Below are 15,817 nucleotides of genomic sequence, written 5' to 3'. Positions count from 1 at the left end.
TACCCGCAGCTTACGCTGCCGCTTCGCTCTGGTAGCATGCCCCGCATGACGTATTCAGGAAGACTCGGTTGGGGCGTGCTGTTGCTCGCCGCCAGCTGCACAGCATGGGGCCAGAGCGAACTGCTGGTACGGGTCAAACCGTCCAACAAGGCGCTGCAGGCCAATATCGAAGGCTACATCGGCAGCCTGGGCGATCGCGACGAGGAGGCCTTGCTGCGGTTCAGCCGGGGCGCCGAGGAGCAGGCGCGCAAGGCGGCCCAGGCGCTGGGCTACTACCAGGCGCAGATCGACACGCAGGTCAAGCCGCCGAGCAAGGCCGATCAACCCGTACAACTGATCATTCGCGTCGACCCGGGCGAGCCGGTGCGCCTGCGCAATGTGACCGTGCGCATCGAAGGCCCGGCGAGCGAGATGAAGGCCTTTCGCATTCCCGACAGCAAGGCATTGCGCCAGGGCGAACAGCTCAACCATGGTGTCTACGAGGACGCCAAGCGGCTGATCCAGAACCAGGCTTCGCGCTATGGCTTTTTCGACGGGCGTTTTTCCCGTCAGCGCCTGGCGGTAGACCCGCAAGCGGGCGTCGCGGATATCGAACTGGTGTACCAGAGTGGTCCGCGTTATCGCCTGGGCAAGGTGACCTTCGGCGGCGACGCACCACTGGACGACGACCTGCTGCAACGCATGGTCGGCTTCAAGCCAGGAACGCCCTACGACTCCGAGCTGGTGGCCGAGCTGAACAACGACCTGCAGTCCAGCGGCTATTTCGACGGGGTACGGGTCGATGCGGCGCCGACCGCGGCGGTCGATGACGTCGTGCCAGTGGACGTGCGCCTGGACACCCGCAAGCCGCGAACGCTGGGGCTGGGCCTGGGCTTCTCGACCGACGTGGGGCCACGGGGCAAGGCCAACTGGACGCGGCACTGGGTCAACCCCCAGGGCCACAGTTATGGTTGGGAGACCGAGCTCTCGGCGCCTCGGCAGAACGTCGGCCTGTGGTATGACATCCCCCTGGACCCTCCGCTGACCGACAAGCTGCGTTTTGCCGGTGGTTACCAGAACGAAGAGATCTCCGGCACCGACACCCTCAGCAAACTGCTGACCGTCGGCCCCGAATGGCACAGCAAATTGCCCAGCGGCTGGCAGCGGGTGATCTCGCTGAAGTACCAGCGCGAGGAGTACCGCCTGGGTGACGATTCCGGGCTGAGCAACCTGCTGATGCCTGGCGTGAGTTTTTCCTACTTGCGCAGTGACAATCGCATCGACCCGCACAATGGCTATCGCCTGCAGTTCGACCTGCAGGCAGCCAAGGAAGGGCTGGGCTCGGACACCAACCTGGTGCATGGCAATGTCCTGCTCAAGGGCCTCACCACCCTGGGGCAGAACCATCGCTTCCTGGGGCGCGTGCAGTTCGGTGGCAGCGCTACCAACGGCTACCAGCAGAACGTCCCGCCCTCACTACGCTTCTTCGCCGGTGGCGACCAGAGCGTAAGGGGCTATGACTACCAGACGCTGTCGCCGAAGAACAACAAGGGCGACCGTATCGGTGGCCGCTACCTGGTGGCCGGCAGTGCCGAGTACCAGTATTCGCTCACGGAGAAATGGCGCGTGGCGACCTTCATCGACCAGGGCAACTCGTTCAATTCGCTGGAACTGCCCAGCCTCAAGACCGGCGTCGGCATTGGCGTGCGCTGGGTTTCGCCGGTCGGGCCGCTGCGCCTGGACCTGGCGCGCGCGCTGGATGATGACGGTGGTATCCGGCTGCATTTCTCCATGGGGCCTGAACTGTGATGCGTCTGCTCAAACCTGCGTTGTCGATCGTATTGGGCTTGTTGCTGCTGGTGGGGCTTTGCGCAACGCTGGTACTGGGAACGCAAGCGGGCAGCCGCTGGGTTCTGGGCCTGGTGCCGGGGCTTGAGGTCGAGGACTTCCAGGGCCGACTGGGAGGCCAATGGGAGGCTGCTCACCTGGTCTGGGCCCAGGATGGCAGTCGGGTCGAGCTGCAGGCACCGCAACTGCAATGGTCGCCGTCGTGCCTGTTGCGCGCCACGCTGTGCGTGCAGCGGTTGCAGGCCGAACGTATCGACATGGCGTTCGCTGCGAGTGAGTCGCAGCCGGACACCGGGCCGTTGCAACTGCCTGAGTTGCGTTTGCCGATCGCCATCGAGCTGGGTGAGGTCAAGGTCGGTCAATTACGCCTGGATGGCAGCGACCTGCTCGGCGACCTGCAACTGGCCGCCCACTGGACGACCGAAGGCCTGCGTATCGACGCCCTGCAATTGCAGCGTGACGACCTGCACCTGAGCCTGCAGGGCAGCCTGCTGCCCCAGGGAGATTGGCCGCTTCAGGCCGATGCCACGCTGCAGTTGCCGGCAGTGGATGGTCAGGCCTGGCAATTGGTGCTCAATGCCAAAGGCGACCTGCAGAAGACCTTGACCCTCGAGGGCACCAGCACGGGTTACCTTGAGGCTCAGCTCGAGGGTGAGCTGCAGGCGCTGGCCGATCACCTGCCCGCGACACTGCAGATCCGCGCGCAAGCGTTCCGTCCATCTGCCTCGTTACCTGATCCGCTGCAACTGAACCAGCTCCACCTTAAGGCCAAGGGTGACCTGCTCAAGGGATACCTGCTCAAGGGCACGGCCAGCCTTCCGGCCGAGCAGGGGCCAATTGCCCTGGCCCTGAATGGCAAGGTCGATGCCAAGGGTGCCCGGCTCGAGACACTGGATCTCACGGCCAGTGAGACACAGCGACTCGCGCTGCAGGCCAGTGCCGACTGGCAGCAAGGGCTGACGGCCGATGCCAGGATCGACTGGCTCGACTTTCCCTGGCTGCGCCTGTACCCGATGGACGAAGCACCGCAAGTTACGCTCAAGCGTTTCAATGCCCAGGTGCACTATCGTGACGGCACCTACAACGGTGATTTCAAGGGAGATCTCGATGGCCCGGCCGGTGCGTTCAGCCTGGCCAGTCCGTTCGCTGGCGACCTGACCCAGGTGCGCCTGCCACAGCTGGCACTGCTTGCTGGCCAGGGCAAGGCGTCGGGAGCCGTGACGCTGGGCTTTGCCGACGCGATTACCTGGGATGTCGATCTGCAACTGTCGGCGCTCGACCCCGCCTATTGGCTGGCGGAGCTGCCGGGCACCCTGGCGGGCCCGCTGCGCAGCAAGGGCGAATTGAAGAACGAGCGTCTGCAGCTCGAGGCCCAACTTGACCTCAAGGGGCGCCTGCGTGGCCAGCCGGCGGTGCTCAAGGCTGATGCCAAAGGTGCAGGTGAGGCGTGGACGCTCGGTGCGCTGGCGATCCAGTTGGGCGACAACCGGATCAACGGCAGTGGCAGCCTGCAGCAGCGCCTGGCCGGTCGCATCGACCTCGACCTGCCGCGCCTCGGCCAGCTCTGGCCGCGTTTGCAGGGGCAGGTCAAAGGCCGCCTCGACCTTGCTGGCACGCTGGCCGCGCCGCAGGGTGTCTTTAGTCTTCAGGGGCAACAGCTGGCCCAGGCTGACAACCGCATACAGCGTCTGGATCTCGACGCACGCCTGGACAGCGCTCAGCGTGGGCTGATCACCCTCAAGGTGGGCAATATCCGCCTGGGCGAAACGGCCTTGGGCAATCTTGATGCCACGGGCAAAGGTGATATCCGTCAGCAGGCGCTGACAGTGGCGCTGAATGGACCCCAGCTCAAGCTCGACCTTGCACTGGATGGCACGCTCGGTAAAGGTGATTGGCGTGGCCGCCTGGCCAGCGGGCGTATCCAGGCGGGCGGTCAGGACTGGCAATTGCAAGCCCCCGCACGCCTGCAGCGTCTGGCCAACGGCCAGCTCGACTTCGGTGCACATTGCTGGCGCTCTGGCGCTGCCAGCCTGTGTGGCGAGGATCAGCGCCTGGCGCCGGATCCACGCTTGCGCTACCACCTCAAGCAGTTCCCGATCGACAGCCTGGCCCAGTGGCTGCCGAAGGATTTCGCCTGGCAAGGCATGCTCAATGCCGACATCAATCTGGATATGCCGGCCAGCGGCCCCAAAGGCACGGTGCGCATCGACGCCAGCGGCGGCACGCTGCGGGTCCGCGATAACGGGCGCTGGATCGACTTCCCCTACCAGACGCTCCGCCTGGACAGTACTTTGGCTCCGCGGCGGGTTGACACGTCGTTGGCGTTTCGTGGCGACCGGTTGGGTGAGTTGAACCTGTCGACACGCATTGATCCCTTGGGCCGGGACAAACCGCTTTCTGGCGAGTTTCGCCTTTCCGGGCTGGATCTGTCGATCGCCCGGCCTTTCGTGCCAATGGTCGAGCGCCTGGCTGGGCAGCTCAACGGAGACGGGCGCTTGTCAGGTACCTTGCTGGCGCCACAGATCAACGGCAACCTGGTGCTTAGCGGCGGGCATGTCAGTGGCGCCGAGTTGCCGGTCAGCCTGGAAGACCTGTCGCTGCGTGCGCTCGTCGCCGGGGAGCAGGTACGGATCAGCGGTGATTGGCGAAGTGGCGAGGTCGGTCGCGGGCAATTGACCGGCGAGTTGGCCTGGGGGCAGGCGTTGGCTGTCGACTTGCGTTTGCAGGGCCAGCAGCTTCCGGTCAACGTTGAACCCTATGCCGCTCTGGAGGTTGCGCCGGATCTCAACATTCGTCTGTCCGGCGACAAGCTGGCAGTGACCGGCAAGGTGCAGGTACCCAAGGGCAAGATCACCGTCCGCGAGCTGCCGCCTTCGACGGTGAAGGTCTCCGACGACACGGTAATTGTCGGCCACCAGACCGAAGAGGGCACGCCGCCGATGGCGGTCGCGATGGACATCGATGTCGAAGTCGGTCGTGACAAGTTGTCGTTCAGCGGCTTCGGCCTGACCGCCAATCTGCTGGGCCATGTGCACATCGGTGACAACCTGGATACGCGTGGTGAGCTGAGCCTGGCCGACGGTCGCTATCGGGCCTATGGCCAGCGCCTGACCATTCGCCGTGCGCGCCTGCTGTTCGCAGGCCCCCTCGATCAGCCATACCTGGACATCGAAGCGATTCGCAAGGTCGACGACGTCATCGCGGGTATTCGCCTGAGCGGCAGTGCCGAGCAGCCGACCACCCAAGTGTTCTCGGAGCCGGCCATGAGCCAGGAGCAGGCGTTGTCGTATCTCGTGCTGGGACGTCCCCTGGGCAACTCGGGCGAGGATAACAACATGCTGGCTGAAGCGGCCTTGGGCCTGGGCCTTGCCGGGAGCGCCGGGATTACCGGCAGCCTGGCCTCGAGCCTGGGGATCGATGATTTCCAACTCGATACCGAAGGTTCGGGCAACAAGACCAACGTGGTGGCCAGCGGCAACCTGACCGAGCGCCTCAGCCTGCGTTATGGGGTCGGTGTGTTCGAGCCGGCCAACACCATTGCACTGCGGTACAAACTGAGCAAGAAGGTCTATCTGGAGGCCGCCAGCGGGCTGGCGAGCTCGCTGGACATCTTCTACAAACGCGACTTCTGACCCGCTCGGCGGACAGTGGCGGCTTCTATGAACTGGTTGCTGTCCGCGTCCGGCTCCGGGGTGGGTTTGGGCGGTGTGCGCAGAGGCAGGATCAGGTTGGTGTACTCCTCGATCAGCCGGTTGATCGCTTCGGGCGGCTCGCAGGCCTGGAACTGCATGCGGATTTGTACTTCGTCGGGGTCGCGTCCTTCGCCACGGCGCGCCTGGGCGCCCACGGTGACTTTGAAGTGCGAGCACGAAGTGGTCTCGTTCGCCTGCTGCAGCACTTCCTGGCGGGCCTGTGCGTTCTTCACGTGAACCGACAGGTCGACCTGCATGCGCTCCAGGGCCAGGCCCTTGGCAGACACCAGGGCAATCAGTGGGATGCGCAGGGTGTGCGTGTCGTCCATCGCCACTTCGACCATCTTGGCACGCATCGGCATGCCGGGCTGCTCGGCGTCCACGTCGAAGAACTGATCGAAGAGTCTGAGGTACTGTTGGGCAATCAGAGTATTGGTTGCCGCGGCGGCTTCCTGGAGTCCGCGCGTGATGTCGCGCAGGTCGGTGGAAGTCATGGGCGTCGGTTGAGGGTGTTCGCAGGGCTGATCCAATCATCGGTCTCCAGTGCTGATGCCGCAGGTGTCCGGGCGGAGACCTGCGGCAGGTGGGGACGGGGCAAGGCGCTGGGCATCATGGCGTTGCGGAGGGTTTCTCTGCGCCGGGCAGGGTGTCTTCGCTGGAGATGTTGTCGGTACTGCGCAGTTCTGCGCTGGCGAGCACGGTAGGTTTGGTTGCGGCATCGGTGAGGAATTCCATCACGCGCATGAGGGCTTCCGGTGGTTCCTGGCGGCGCACGGTGGTGTTGAAGGCATAGCGCGCTCGGGTATCGGTCTTGCGGGTTTGTTCCGACTTGTGGCTTACACTGCCTTTCACATTCAGCTTGAAAGGTCCCCAACCGAGCGAGGCCTCCATGCTGCCTTCCATATCCTTGGCGGATCGATCCTCGGCCATCTGGTTGATGGTCATCTCGAACTCGATCTTGCCCTCGTCGATGGCAATGTTCGGGTGGGTGATGGCCGCCAGCAGCGGCACCTTCATGCTCTTGGCAACGACGCCTTTGTACTCGCCATCCTCACCGACGACGGTTTCGTCGTAGTCGAACTGGATGGCGACTGCCTTGCCGTCCTGGATGCAGACATTCATGAGGAAGTCGGCGTATGACTTGCTCGCGGTGACCTGCGCCTGGACCATGGCCTGCAAGGGGCCGGCGATCATTCGGTCCATGGGCAGAGAGTTGATGACGGAGCCGATCAGGCTGCTGTCAATGGACATAGGCATTACTCCTTGGTGGGTGGTGACCGTTCAGGTCTGTTTTCAGTGGGGGTGATTGTCTTGGCGCCGGATGTTGCCAATCTGACGCAGGCTCAGTCCGTACTTGTCTGCGAGCAGGCTGCGCGACAGCCCGCTGGCGCTTTCTTTCTGAATTTGCAGATTGCGCAACTGGCGCTGGAAGTGATCGGCCTTGGGGATCTCCAGTGCGACACCAGCGTAGCGCTTGATCAGTGCGTCCAGTGCTTCTGCCGGCAACAGCTCGGCCAGCCGTGTACGGTCCCGATGTTTGGGGATGTACTTGGGGCGGCCACCGTAGGCGCACGTCAGCCGGTAAGCATTTTCAAGGCCGACGCACTCGATCAGTGATTGCAGCGAATGGGGTAATAGAGTGACATCGATTGCAGTCAGATCTGGCAGTTCCATATGCGATTTCCTTTTGTCTTTGAAGCCTGCACGGTTGGTGTGCAGAGATTCTCAGCCACCCCTCCCAGTCATTCCTAGGCGCCAAGTGGCCCATGCTTTGTAGTTTCAGTAGCGCGTCTCTTGCAGGCAGAGGCGAGCTTTTACGTAGGAAGTTGATCCATGATTTCGCTGTAGGTCTTGATCTATCTCGATCGAGTTTTTGGTTGTGCTCCAAGGGTGTGCCCACCCATTTCATTCACAGGGATAGGCTTTACGCAGGCTTACCACGCCCAGATAGTGCTGAGGGTTGTCTACCGCGCCGGCGGGCAGTGCGCGCCAGTCCACGTCCACGCACAGCGCTTCGAGCGCCTGGCCGCCGCGATAGCCGATGACTTGCGGGCTGAATACCCGGCGGTAGCGCGCATGGGTGCTGGCGAACGCCTCCACCTGCTGCGCCTGTGCCAGGGTCAACCTGGCCAGGACCGGCAGTTCCGAGGGTTGGAGGACGAAGTGCAACTGGCCTGGCTGCGCCTGCAGCAAGCCGCTGCCACGCACTTGCTGCCACAGTTGCTGCCACTGGTTGTTACTGCTGGTGGCTTCGAGGCGTGCGCCGAGTTCGAGCAGCTGTTCGCGGGGCAGGGTGCTGGTGTCAATGGCGTGGGCGAAGGTGAGCGGGACAACTATCAGGGTGCAAAGCAGGAAGGGTCTTGTCATGGGTGCTCCAGGGCATGAGCCGGGCGTCCATGTTTTCAATCTTGAGCGGTGAAGCTCAGCAGGAAATGCATCGCACCTGGATTTGGCCATGTATCATGTGGCCGGCTCGTGACGAGCTTTTTTGTCCCCGATGTTCCAAGGAATTGCCGATGACACACATGCAGCGCTTCAAATATTCGATTCTCATCATCGCGGTGATGATGGGGGTGATGTTCGGCCTGAGCTATCTGCAGAAACAGGGCACGATCAGCGAGCAGACCTTCCAGTATTTGGCCATTGGTATCGCCGTGGTCGTCGTGGTGATCAACGGCATCATGCGGCGCAAGGTCAAGTCCTGAGACAGGCGAGCCGGCCGTCCTGGCCGGCCCGGGATTCAGCGCAAGGCGTTCTGTTCCAGCACGGCGCGGGCTGCGGGCTGGAGGCTGTAGCACTTGTCATCGCCCAGGCTGATGACGCCCTCGGTGCAGAGTCGCTTGAGCACTTCGCGCACACTGAGGAATGACAGCGGGATATCCAGTTGCTCCAACTGCGCATGCACCCCGCGCACGCCGATGCTGCGCCCGCTGCGATCGGCCGAATGCAGCGCATCGATGACCTTCAGGCGGATCAGGCTGGTGCGCAGACCGTAGGCGCGCAGCAGCTCGCGGATCTGTTCGTTGCCGATCCGTTCCTGTGCGCCAGCGCTGTCTTGCGGCGTTGCACGGTCAGCGGTGCGCTGGCGCTGCGGCTGCAGTTGCGGGTTGTACATGTGAATGCTCCTTTTCGTGGACTGTCCCGAAATCATGAGTACCTAACTACTAGGACGAATGAGCGCGGGAAAACTGCAGTTCTGGCTGAAAAAAAACTGCCACGTCCTCTTCAAGACGTTCTCGCGCAGCGCAATACGTAAAATTTTCATCCGGCCGCTCGTCTGATCGGGATGACCTCTCATTCCCCAGGAGTGCCCGTGATCACACTATCGCGTCCCTTGTCCTGCCTTGGCCTGGCCATCGTGCTCGCCACCGCTGCCGCCGGCGTGCAGGCGCGGGAAGTTGCCGGCGATGCTTCGGCGCAGATCCGTCGCACCAGCTTCGGTGTGCCGCACATCCTGGCCAGCGACGAGCGTGGCCTGGGTTATGGCATCGGCTACGCCTACGCCCAGGACAACCTGTGCCTGCTGGCTGGCGAAGTGCTTACGGTCAATGGTGAGCGGTCGAAGTATTTCGGTGTCGAAGGCAAGACGGTCGAGCAGCGCGACAACCTCGACAGTGACCTGTTCTTCACCTGGCTGAACGACAATGTGGCGGTCAACGGATTCCTCCAGGCGCAGTCGGCGTCAATTCGCGATCGTCTGGAGGGCTACGCTGCCGGCTACAACCGAGCGCTTGCCGAGCGCAAGGCCCAGGGGCTGCCGGTGGAATGCGGGGCGGGCGACTGGGTCAGGCCAATCACCAGCCTGGACCTGGTGAAGCTGACCCGCCGACTGCTGGCTGAAGGGGGCATCGGCCAGTTCGCCGAAGCGGTGGTCGCGGCGACGCCGCCGAGCCTTGCCATGCACAGGCCCAAGGCCGACTACAGCGTGGCCCTGGCGCGCCAGCGGGCGTTCGCCAGCGAGCGCGGCAGCAACGCCGTGGCCGTCGGTGCACAGCGTTCGGCCAATGGGCGCGGCTTGTTGCTTGCCAACCCGCACTTTCCTTGGGTGGGAGGCCTGCGGTTCTACCAGATGCAGTTGACCATTCCTGGGCAACTCGACGTCATGGGGGCGGCGCTGCCGGGGTTGCCCGTGATCAATATCGGCTTCAACCGCGACCTGGCCTGGACCCACACGGTCGACACCTCCAAGCACTTCACCCTCTACCGCCTGCAGCTCGATCCGAAGGATCCCACCCGCTACCTGCTTGATGGCCAGTCGCTGCCGCTCGAACAGCAGACCATCACTGTTGCGGTGAGAGGGGTAGATGGAACGCTCAGTCAGGTGCAGCGCCAGGTCCATGTCTCGAAGTTCGGACCTGTGGTGCAGTGGCCGGGGCGCCTGGACTGGGATAGCCACTATGCCTACAGCCTGCGCGATGCCAATCTCGATAATACGCGAGTGCTCGAGCAGTGGTACGGGATCAACCGCGCCAAGGACATCGATGGCCTCAAGGCCTCGGTGGCCAAGCTGCAGGGTATTCCCTGGGTCAATACCCTGGCAGTGGATGCCGGTGGCCGTGCGCTGTACCTGAATCAGTCTGTGGTGCCGTATGTCGACAAGGCCCTGCTTGCCCAGTGCAGCGACCCGTCGCTGGCGGGGCCGTTGGTGGTCCTGGATGGTTCGCGCAGCGCATGCCAGTGGAAGATCGACGCCGATGCCGCACAACCTGGAATCTTTCCGGCGCGCCTGCAACCAAGCCTTGAACGCGGGGACTTCGTGCAGAACTCCAACGACTCGGCCTGGCAGGTCAACCCGGCCCAGCCACTGACCGGCTTCTCGCCGCTGGTCAGCCGTGAAGACCAGCCCTTGGGCATGCGCACCCGCTTTGCCTTGCAGCGCCTGCAAGGCCGCGACAAGCTCGGGGTGCCGGAGTTGCAGCGAATGGTGATGGGCGACGAGGTGTATCTGGCCAGTCAGGTGCTGCCAGAGCTGCTGGACTGGTGCAAAGGTGCCGAAAGCGAGCTGCAGACGCTGTGCGCGAGCCTCAAGGCCTGGGACGGCAAGGCCGGCACTGATAGCGGCATGGGGCTTGTGCATTTTGCCAATATCATGGAAGCACTGAGCGACCAGCCACACATCTGGCGTGTGGCGTTCGATCCGGCCGATCCGCAGCACACGCCGCGCGGTCTTGCGGTAGAGCAAGCGGCAGTGCGCAAGCTGCTCCGCGAGGCGGCGCTGGCTTCGTTGGCGCAGGTTCAGGAAGGCGGCATGGTGCAAGAACAGCAGTGGGGGCAGGTCCAGCAGGCGCTGGACGGCACGCCGGTGCCTGGTGGCCCGCAGGAGCTGGGGATCTATAACGCCATGGTCAGTGTGCCCCATGGGGCAGGGAAGCGTCTGGTGGTCAGCGGTACCAGCTACCTGCAACTGGTCAGCTTCACCGAACAGGGGCCTCAGGCTCAGGGGCTGCTGGCGTTTTCACTGTCGAGCGAGTCGGCCTCGGTGCATGCCTTCGACCAGACGCGTGCCTTTGCTGCCGGGCAATTGGCGCCGTTTCCGTTTACCGAGGCGCAGATCACGTCCGATCCTCAGTATCGCCAGTATGTCGTGCGCGAACGGGATGAGCAGGCGTTGGTCAGCACGGGAAAATAGGCGGAATCAGTGGCCCTGCGGTGGCGCAAACCACCTCAGGGCCGCTGCACATCAGGAAAATTCGAATGGCGCCAGGTGCATGCCCTGGTCGTCCACCTGCAGCGCCCAGCCTCGGCGATCCCAGTCTCCCAGTACGATGCGTCGCGCCGGCTGGCCTTCGACCACCAGCTTGTGCAGGGCAGGGCGGTGGGTATGGCCGTGGATCAGCGTACGCACATTGTGCTCGCTCATCACCTTGGGCACTTCGTCGGGGGTGACATCGACGATTTCGGTGTTCTTCATCCGCGTCTGCGCCTGGCTTTCACTGCGCAGCTTGCGTGCCAGCTTCTGGCGCGTGGACAGCGGCAAGTGACGCAGGATCCAGAGGCTCAGCGGGTTGCGCAGGTAGCGGCGCAGCTTCATGTAGGCGACGTCGCGGGTGCACAAGGTGTCGCCATGCATCAGCAGTACCGGCTCACCGCCCAGCTCAACCACGCTGGGGTCGGCCAGCAGGGTGCAGCCAGCGGCCTTGCAGAAGTCCTGCCCGATGAGAAAGTCGCGATTGCCGTGCATCAGGTAGATGGCTGTGCCGCTGTCTGACAGCGTGCGCAGTGCCTGGCAGATCGATTGCTGGAAGGGCGTCATGGCATCGTCGCCGATCCAGGCTTCGAAGAAGTCGCCAAGGATGTACAGCGCCTTGGCGTGCCGCGCCCGCCCATCGAGCAGATCTAGAAACGCCCGGGTAATGTCCGGGCGTTCTTCTTGCAGGTGCAGATCGGAGATCAGCAGGATCACTCAATGATCTCGGCTTTCTCGATGATCACGTCGTCCTTCGGCACGTCCTGGTGGCCAGCCTTGGAACCGGTGGCGACTTTCTCGATGGCATCGACCACTTCACGGCCTTCGGTCACTTCGCCGAATACCGCGTAGCCCCAGCCCTGCACGTTCTTGCCGCTGTGGTTGAGGAAGTCGTTGTCGGAAGCGTTGATGAAGAACTGCGCCGAGGCCGAGTGCGGCTCCATGGTGCGGGCCATGGCGATGCTGTACTTGGTGTTCTTCAGGCCGTTGTCGGCTTCGTTTTCGATGCTGGCGCGGGTTTTCTTCTGGTTCATGCCAGGCTCGAAGCCGCCGCCCTGGATCATGAAACCCTTGATCACACGGTGGAAGACGGTGCCGTCGAAGTGGCCGTCCTTGACGTACTGAACGAAGTTCTCGACGGTTTTCGGGGCTTTTTCGGCGTTCAGTTGCAGAACGATGTCGCCGTGGTTGGTGCTCAGTTTGACTTTGGACATGCTGAAATTCGCTCTTTCAAGGCATTCGAGAATAGGGTGCACAGGTCGCGTACTGTACCTGACGCAGGATCTGGCGGCGGCGACACAAGGCGCGCGGCGGCCATTTTGCCAGCTGGCGACAAAACGCTGCGAGAAATCGCGCCAGTTTGTCGGTGCCCGGCTGTCAGCAGCTTGACTGCTTCGGCTATGATAGGCCCTTTGATTCAATCGGCCTACCCGGACCGGACATCTGCATTCAAGGATCCTATGAGCAAGCCCACCGACAACGCGACCAACGCCGCTGCCAAAGGCGCCCCCGCCGTCCCTGCGAACTTCCTGCGACCGATCGTCCAGGCTGACCTGGACTCGGGCAAGCACAGCAGTATCGTCACCCGCTTCCCGCCGGAACCGAACGGTTATCTGCACATCGGCCACGCCAAGTCGATCTGCGTCAACTTCGGTCTGGCCCAGGAGTTCGGTGGCGCCTGCCACTTGCGTTTCGACGACACCAACCCGGCCAAGGAGGACCAGGAGTACATCGACGCCATCCAGCGTGATGTCAAGTGGCTGGGCTTCGAGTGGACAGGTCCGGTGCGCTTCGCTTCCGACTATTTCGACCAGTTGCACGACTGGGCGGTCGAGCTGATCAAGCGCGGCAAGGCCTACGTGTGCGACCTCACCCCCGAGCAGGCCAAGGAGTATCGCGGCACCCTGACCCAGCCCGGAAAGAACAGCCCGTTCCGCGAGCGCAGCGTCGAGGAGAACCTCGACCTGTTCGCACGCATGAAGGCCGGCGAGTTCAAGGACGGCGAGCGTGTGCTGCGTGCCAAAATCGACATGGCCTCGCCGAACATGAACCTGCGCGACCCGATTCTTTACCGCATCCGCCATGCCCACCACCACCAGACCGGTGACAAGTGGTGCATCTACCCCAACTACGACTTCACCCACGGCCAGTCGGACGCCATCGAGGGCATCACCCACTCGATCTGCACCCTGGAGTTCGAAGGCCATCGTCCGCTGTACGACTGGTTCCTCGACAACCTGCCGGTACCGGCGCATCCACGCCAGTACGAGTTCAGCCGCCTGAACCTGAACTACACCATCACCTCCAAGCGCAAGCTCAAGCAACTGGTGGACGAGCAGCACGTCGAGGGCTGGGACGATCCGCGCATGTCCACGCTCTCGGGCTACCGCCGTCGTGGCTACACCCCGGCCTCGATCCGCAACTTCTGCGACATGGTCGGCACCAACCGCTCCGATGGCGTGGTCGACATGTCGATGCTCGAGTTCAGCATCCGTGACGACCTCGACCGCACCGCGCCGCGCGCCATGTGCGTACTGCGTCCGCTGAAGGTGGTGATCACCAACTACCCTGAAGACCAGGTCGAGCAACTCGAATTGCCGCGCCACCCGAAGGAAGACATGGGCGTGCGCGTCCTGCCGTTCGCCCGTGAGCTGTACATCGACCGTGATGACTTCATGGAAGAGCCGCCCAAGGGGTACAAGCGCCTGGAGCCAGCCGGCGAGGTGCGCCTGCGCGGCAGCTACGTGATTCGTGCCGACGAGGCGATCAAGGATGCCGAGGGCAATATCGTCGAGTTGCGCTGCTCGTACGATCCGGACACCCTGGGTAAGAACCCCGAGGGCCGCAAGGTCAAGGGCGTGATCCACTGGGTGCCGGCCGCCGCCAGCGTCGAGTGCGAGGTGCGCCTGTACGACCGCCTGTTCCGCTCGCCCAACCCGGAGAAGACCGATGAGGGCGGCAGCTTCCTTGAAAACATCAATCCGCAATCGCTGCAGGTGCTGACGGGTTGTCGTGCCGAGCCTTCGCTGGGCCAGGCCCAGCCAGAAGATCGCTTCCAGTTCGAGCGCGAAGGCTACTTCTGCGCCGACCTGAAAGACAGCCAGCCGGGTCGCCCGGTGTTCAACCGCACCGTGACCCTGCGCGATTCGTGGGGCAGCTAAGGAATCCTCGTGCTTAACATCTACAACACCCTGAGCAAGACCAAGGAAGTTTTCAAACCCCTGGATGGCAACAAGGTGCGCATGTACGTCTGCGGCATGACCGTGTACGACTACTGCCACCTGGGCCATGGTCGCAGCATGGTGGCGTTCGACCTGATTACCCGTTGGCTGCGCAAGAGCGGCTATGAGCTCACGTACGTACGCAACATCACCGACATCGACGACAAGATCATCAACCGCGCCAACGAAAACGGCGAGCGCTTCGATGAGCTGACTGCGCGCATGATCGATGCCATGCACGAGGATGAGCGGCGCCTGAACATCCTCAAGCCGGACCTGGAGCCGCGTGCCACCGATCACATTCCTGGCATGCACGCGATGATCCAGACCCTGATCGACAAGGGCTATGCCTACGCACCGGGCAATGGCGACGTGTACTACCGCGTCGGCAAGTTCGTCGGCTACGGCAAGCTGTCGCGACGCAAGATCGAAGACTTGCGTATCGGCGCGCGGATCGAGGTCGACGAGGCCAAGCAGGATCCGCTGGACTTCGTCCTGTGGAAGGGCGCCAAGCCGGGCGAGCCGAGCTGGGATTCGCCCTGGGGCCCGGGCCGTCCGGGCTGGCACATCGAGTGCTCGGTGATGTCCACCTGCTGCCTGGGCGAGAGCTTCGACATCCACGGTGGTGGCAGCGATCTCGAGTTCCCGCACCACGAGAACGAGATCGCCCAGAGCGAGGCGGCCACCGGCAAGCCTTATGCGGCGGCCTGGATGCACTGCGGCATGATTCGCATCAATGGCGAGAAGATGTCGAAGTCGCTGAACAACTTCTTCACCATTCGCGACGTGCTCGAGAAGTACCACCCGGAGGTGGTGCGTTATCTGCTGGTGGCGAGCCACTACCGCAGCGCCATCAATTACTCCGAAGACAGCTTGCGCGATGCCAAGGGCGCCTTGGAGCGTTTCTATCACGCACTGCGTGGCCTGCCGCGCGTAGCCGCCAAGGGTGGCGAGGCGTTCGTCGAGCGGTTCAGCGTGGCGATGAACGATGACTTCGGCACCCCTGAAGCCTGCGCCGTGCTGTTCGACCTGGTGCGAGAGATCAACCGCCTGCGCGACAGCGACGCTGATGCAGCGGCAGGGCTTGCCGGTCGCCTGCGTGAGCTGGGTGATGTGCTGGGTGTGCTGCAACTGGATGCCGACGACTTTTTGCGTGCCGGTGCCGAAGGCCGTGTCGATGCTGCCGAGGTCGAAGCCTTGATCCAGGCGCGTCTGCAGGCGCGTGCGGACAAGAACTGGGCGGAGTCCGATCGCATTCGCGATCAACTGACTGCCATGGGTGTGGTGCTGGAAGACAGCAAAGGCACCACCACCTGGCGTCTGGCTGACTGATACAGCTCGAGGGCTGCCCTGCAGCCCTATCGCGGGACACGTCGGGGCGCCGAACCGCC

The 15,817-nt window shown here is 63.2% G+C and carries 13 protein-coding genes; 6 read left to right on the top strand and 7 right to left on the bottom strand.

Annotated elements, in window-relative coordinates; translation table 11 throughout:
- Positions 1–45 precede the first annotated feature (45 nt).
- Entirely contained in the window at positions 46–1,788 is a 1,743-nt protein-coding gene (locus ACK3BK_RS14695; RefSeq protein WP_186663991.1) for an autotransporter assembly complex protein TamA, read from the top strand.
- Entirely contained in the window at positions 1,788–5,459 is a 3,672-nt protein-coding gene (locus ACK3BK_RS14690) for a translocation/assembly module TamB domain-containing protein (RefSeq protein ID WP_411382712.1), read from the top strand. Before ACK3BK_RS14695 ends, ACK3BK_RS14690 begins: the two co-directional genes overlap by 1 nt.
- On the opposite strand, the gene ACK3BK_RS14685 is transcribed toward ACK3BK_RS14690, so the two are convergent.
- The 4 genes from ACK3BK_RS14685 to ACK3BK_RS14670 form a co-directional block, all read right to left on the bottom strand.
- Positions 5,441–6,013 carry a DUF2589 domain-containing protein gene (locus ACK3BK_RS14685; protein ID WP_411384478.1) on the bottom strand — a complete coding sequence of 191 codons (573 nt, stop codon included), beginning with the start codon at positions 6,011–6,013 and terminating at the stop codon, positions 5,441–5,443. The genes ACK3BK_RS14690 and ACK3BK_RS14685 overlap by 19 nt on opposite strands.
- Positions 6,014–6,128: 115 nt before the next feature.
- A complete protein-coding gene (locus ACK3BK_RS14680) occupies positions 6,129–6,770 on the bottom strand; it encodes a DUF2589 domain-containing protein (protein WP_186663997.1) in 642 nt (213 codons plus the stop codon).
- A 42-nt stretch (positions 6,771–6,812) separates the two neighbouring features.
- Entirely contained in the window at positions 6,813–7,193 is a 381-nt protein-coding gene (locus ACK3BK_RS14675; RefSeq protein WP_186663999.1) for a Mor transcription activator family protein, read from the bottom strand.
- A 231-nt stretch (positions 7,194–7,424) separates the two neighbouring features.
- Complete coding sequence (locus ACK3BK_RS14670) at positions 7,425–7,886, bottom strand: hypothetical protein (RefSeq protein WP_186664001.1); 462 nt, start codon at positions 7,884–7,886, stop codon at positions 7,425–7,427.
- A 149-nt stretch (positions 7,887–8,035) separates the two neighbouring features.
- Between ACK3BK_RS14670 and ACK3BK_RS14665 the strand changes: the two genes are divergently transcribed.
- Entirely contained in the window at positions 8,036–8,224 is a 189-nt protein-coding gene (locus ACK3BK_RS14665; protein ID WP_186665399.1) for a hypothetical protein, read from the top strand.
- 35 nt (positions 8,225–8,259) lie between these two features.
- On the opposite strand, the gene ACK3BK_RS14660 is transcribed toward ACK3BK_RS14665, so the two are convergent.
- The gene (locus ACK3BK_RS14660; RefSeq protein WP_186720588.1) at positions 8,260–8,634 is read right to left on the bottom strand and encodes a fe2+ zn2+ uptake regulation protein; all 375 of its coding nucleotides are present in this window, start codon (positions 8,632–8,634) and stop codon (positions 8,260–8,262) included.
- A 171-nt stretch (positions 8,635–8,805) separates the two neighbouring features.
- Here ACK3BK_RS14660 and ACK3BK_RS14655 point away from each other — a divergent pair, with 171 nt between their 5' ends.
- Positions 8,806–11,148, top strand: coding sequence for an acylase (locus tag ACK3BK_RS14655; protein ID WP_411382711.1), 2,343 nt, complete (start codon positions 8,806–8,808; stop codon positions 11,146–11,148).
- Positions 11,149–11,199: 51 nt separating this feature from the next.
- Here ACK3BK_RS14655 and ACK3BK_RS14650 read toward each other — a convergent pair whose 3' ends face one another.
- Positions 11,200–11,922 carry a UDP-2,3-diacylglucosamine diphosphatase gene (locus tag ACK3BK_RS14650; protein ID WP_186664007.1) on the bottom strand — a complete coding sequence of 241 codons (723 nt, stop codon included), beginning with the start codon at positions 11,920–11,922 and terminating at the stop codon, positions 11,200–11,202.
- Positions 11,919–12,419 (bottom strand): peptidylprolyl isomerase, encoded by a 501-nt coding sequence (locus ACK3BK_RS14645; protein ID WP_186664009.1) that lies wholly within the window; start codon positions 12,417–12,419, stop codon positions 11,919–11,921. Before ACK3BK_RS14645 ends, ACK3BK_RS14650 begins: the two co-directional genes overlap by 4 nt.
- Positions 12,420–12,665: 246 nt before the next feature.
- Between ACK3BK_RS14645 and ACK3BK_RS14640 the strand changes: the two genes are divergently transcribed.
- Both ACK3BK_RS14640 and cysS read left to right on the top strand, forming a co-directional pair.
- Complete coding sequence (locus ACK3BK_RS14640) at positions 12,666–14,366, top strand: glutamine--tRNA ligase/YqeY domain fusion protein (protein WP_411382710.1); 1,701 nt, start codon at positions 12,666–12,668, stop codon at positions 14,364–14,366.
- Between the two features lie 9 nt (positions 14,367–14,375).
- Positions 14,376–15,758 carry a cysteine--tRNA ligase gene (gene cysS / locus ACK3BK_RS14635; protein ID WP_411382709.1) on the top strand — a complete coding sequence of 461 codons (1,383 nt, stop codon included), beginning with the start codon at positions 14,376–14,378 and terminating at the stop codon, positions 15,756–15,758.
- Positions 15,759–15,817: the final 59 nt, after the last annotated feature.

This window comes from Pseudomonas sp. L7 (genome assembly GCF_046605565.1).
Taxonomy (GTDB): Bacteria; Pseudomonadota; Gammaproteobacteria; order Pseudomonadales; family Pseudomonadaceae; genus Aquipseudomonas; species Aquipseudomonas wayambapalatensis.
The sequence above is the reverse complement of the archived record's forward strand: the minus strand, read 5'-3'. Positions and strand labels throughout refer to the sequence as shown.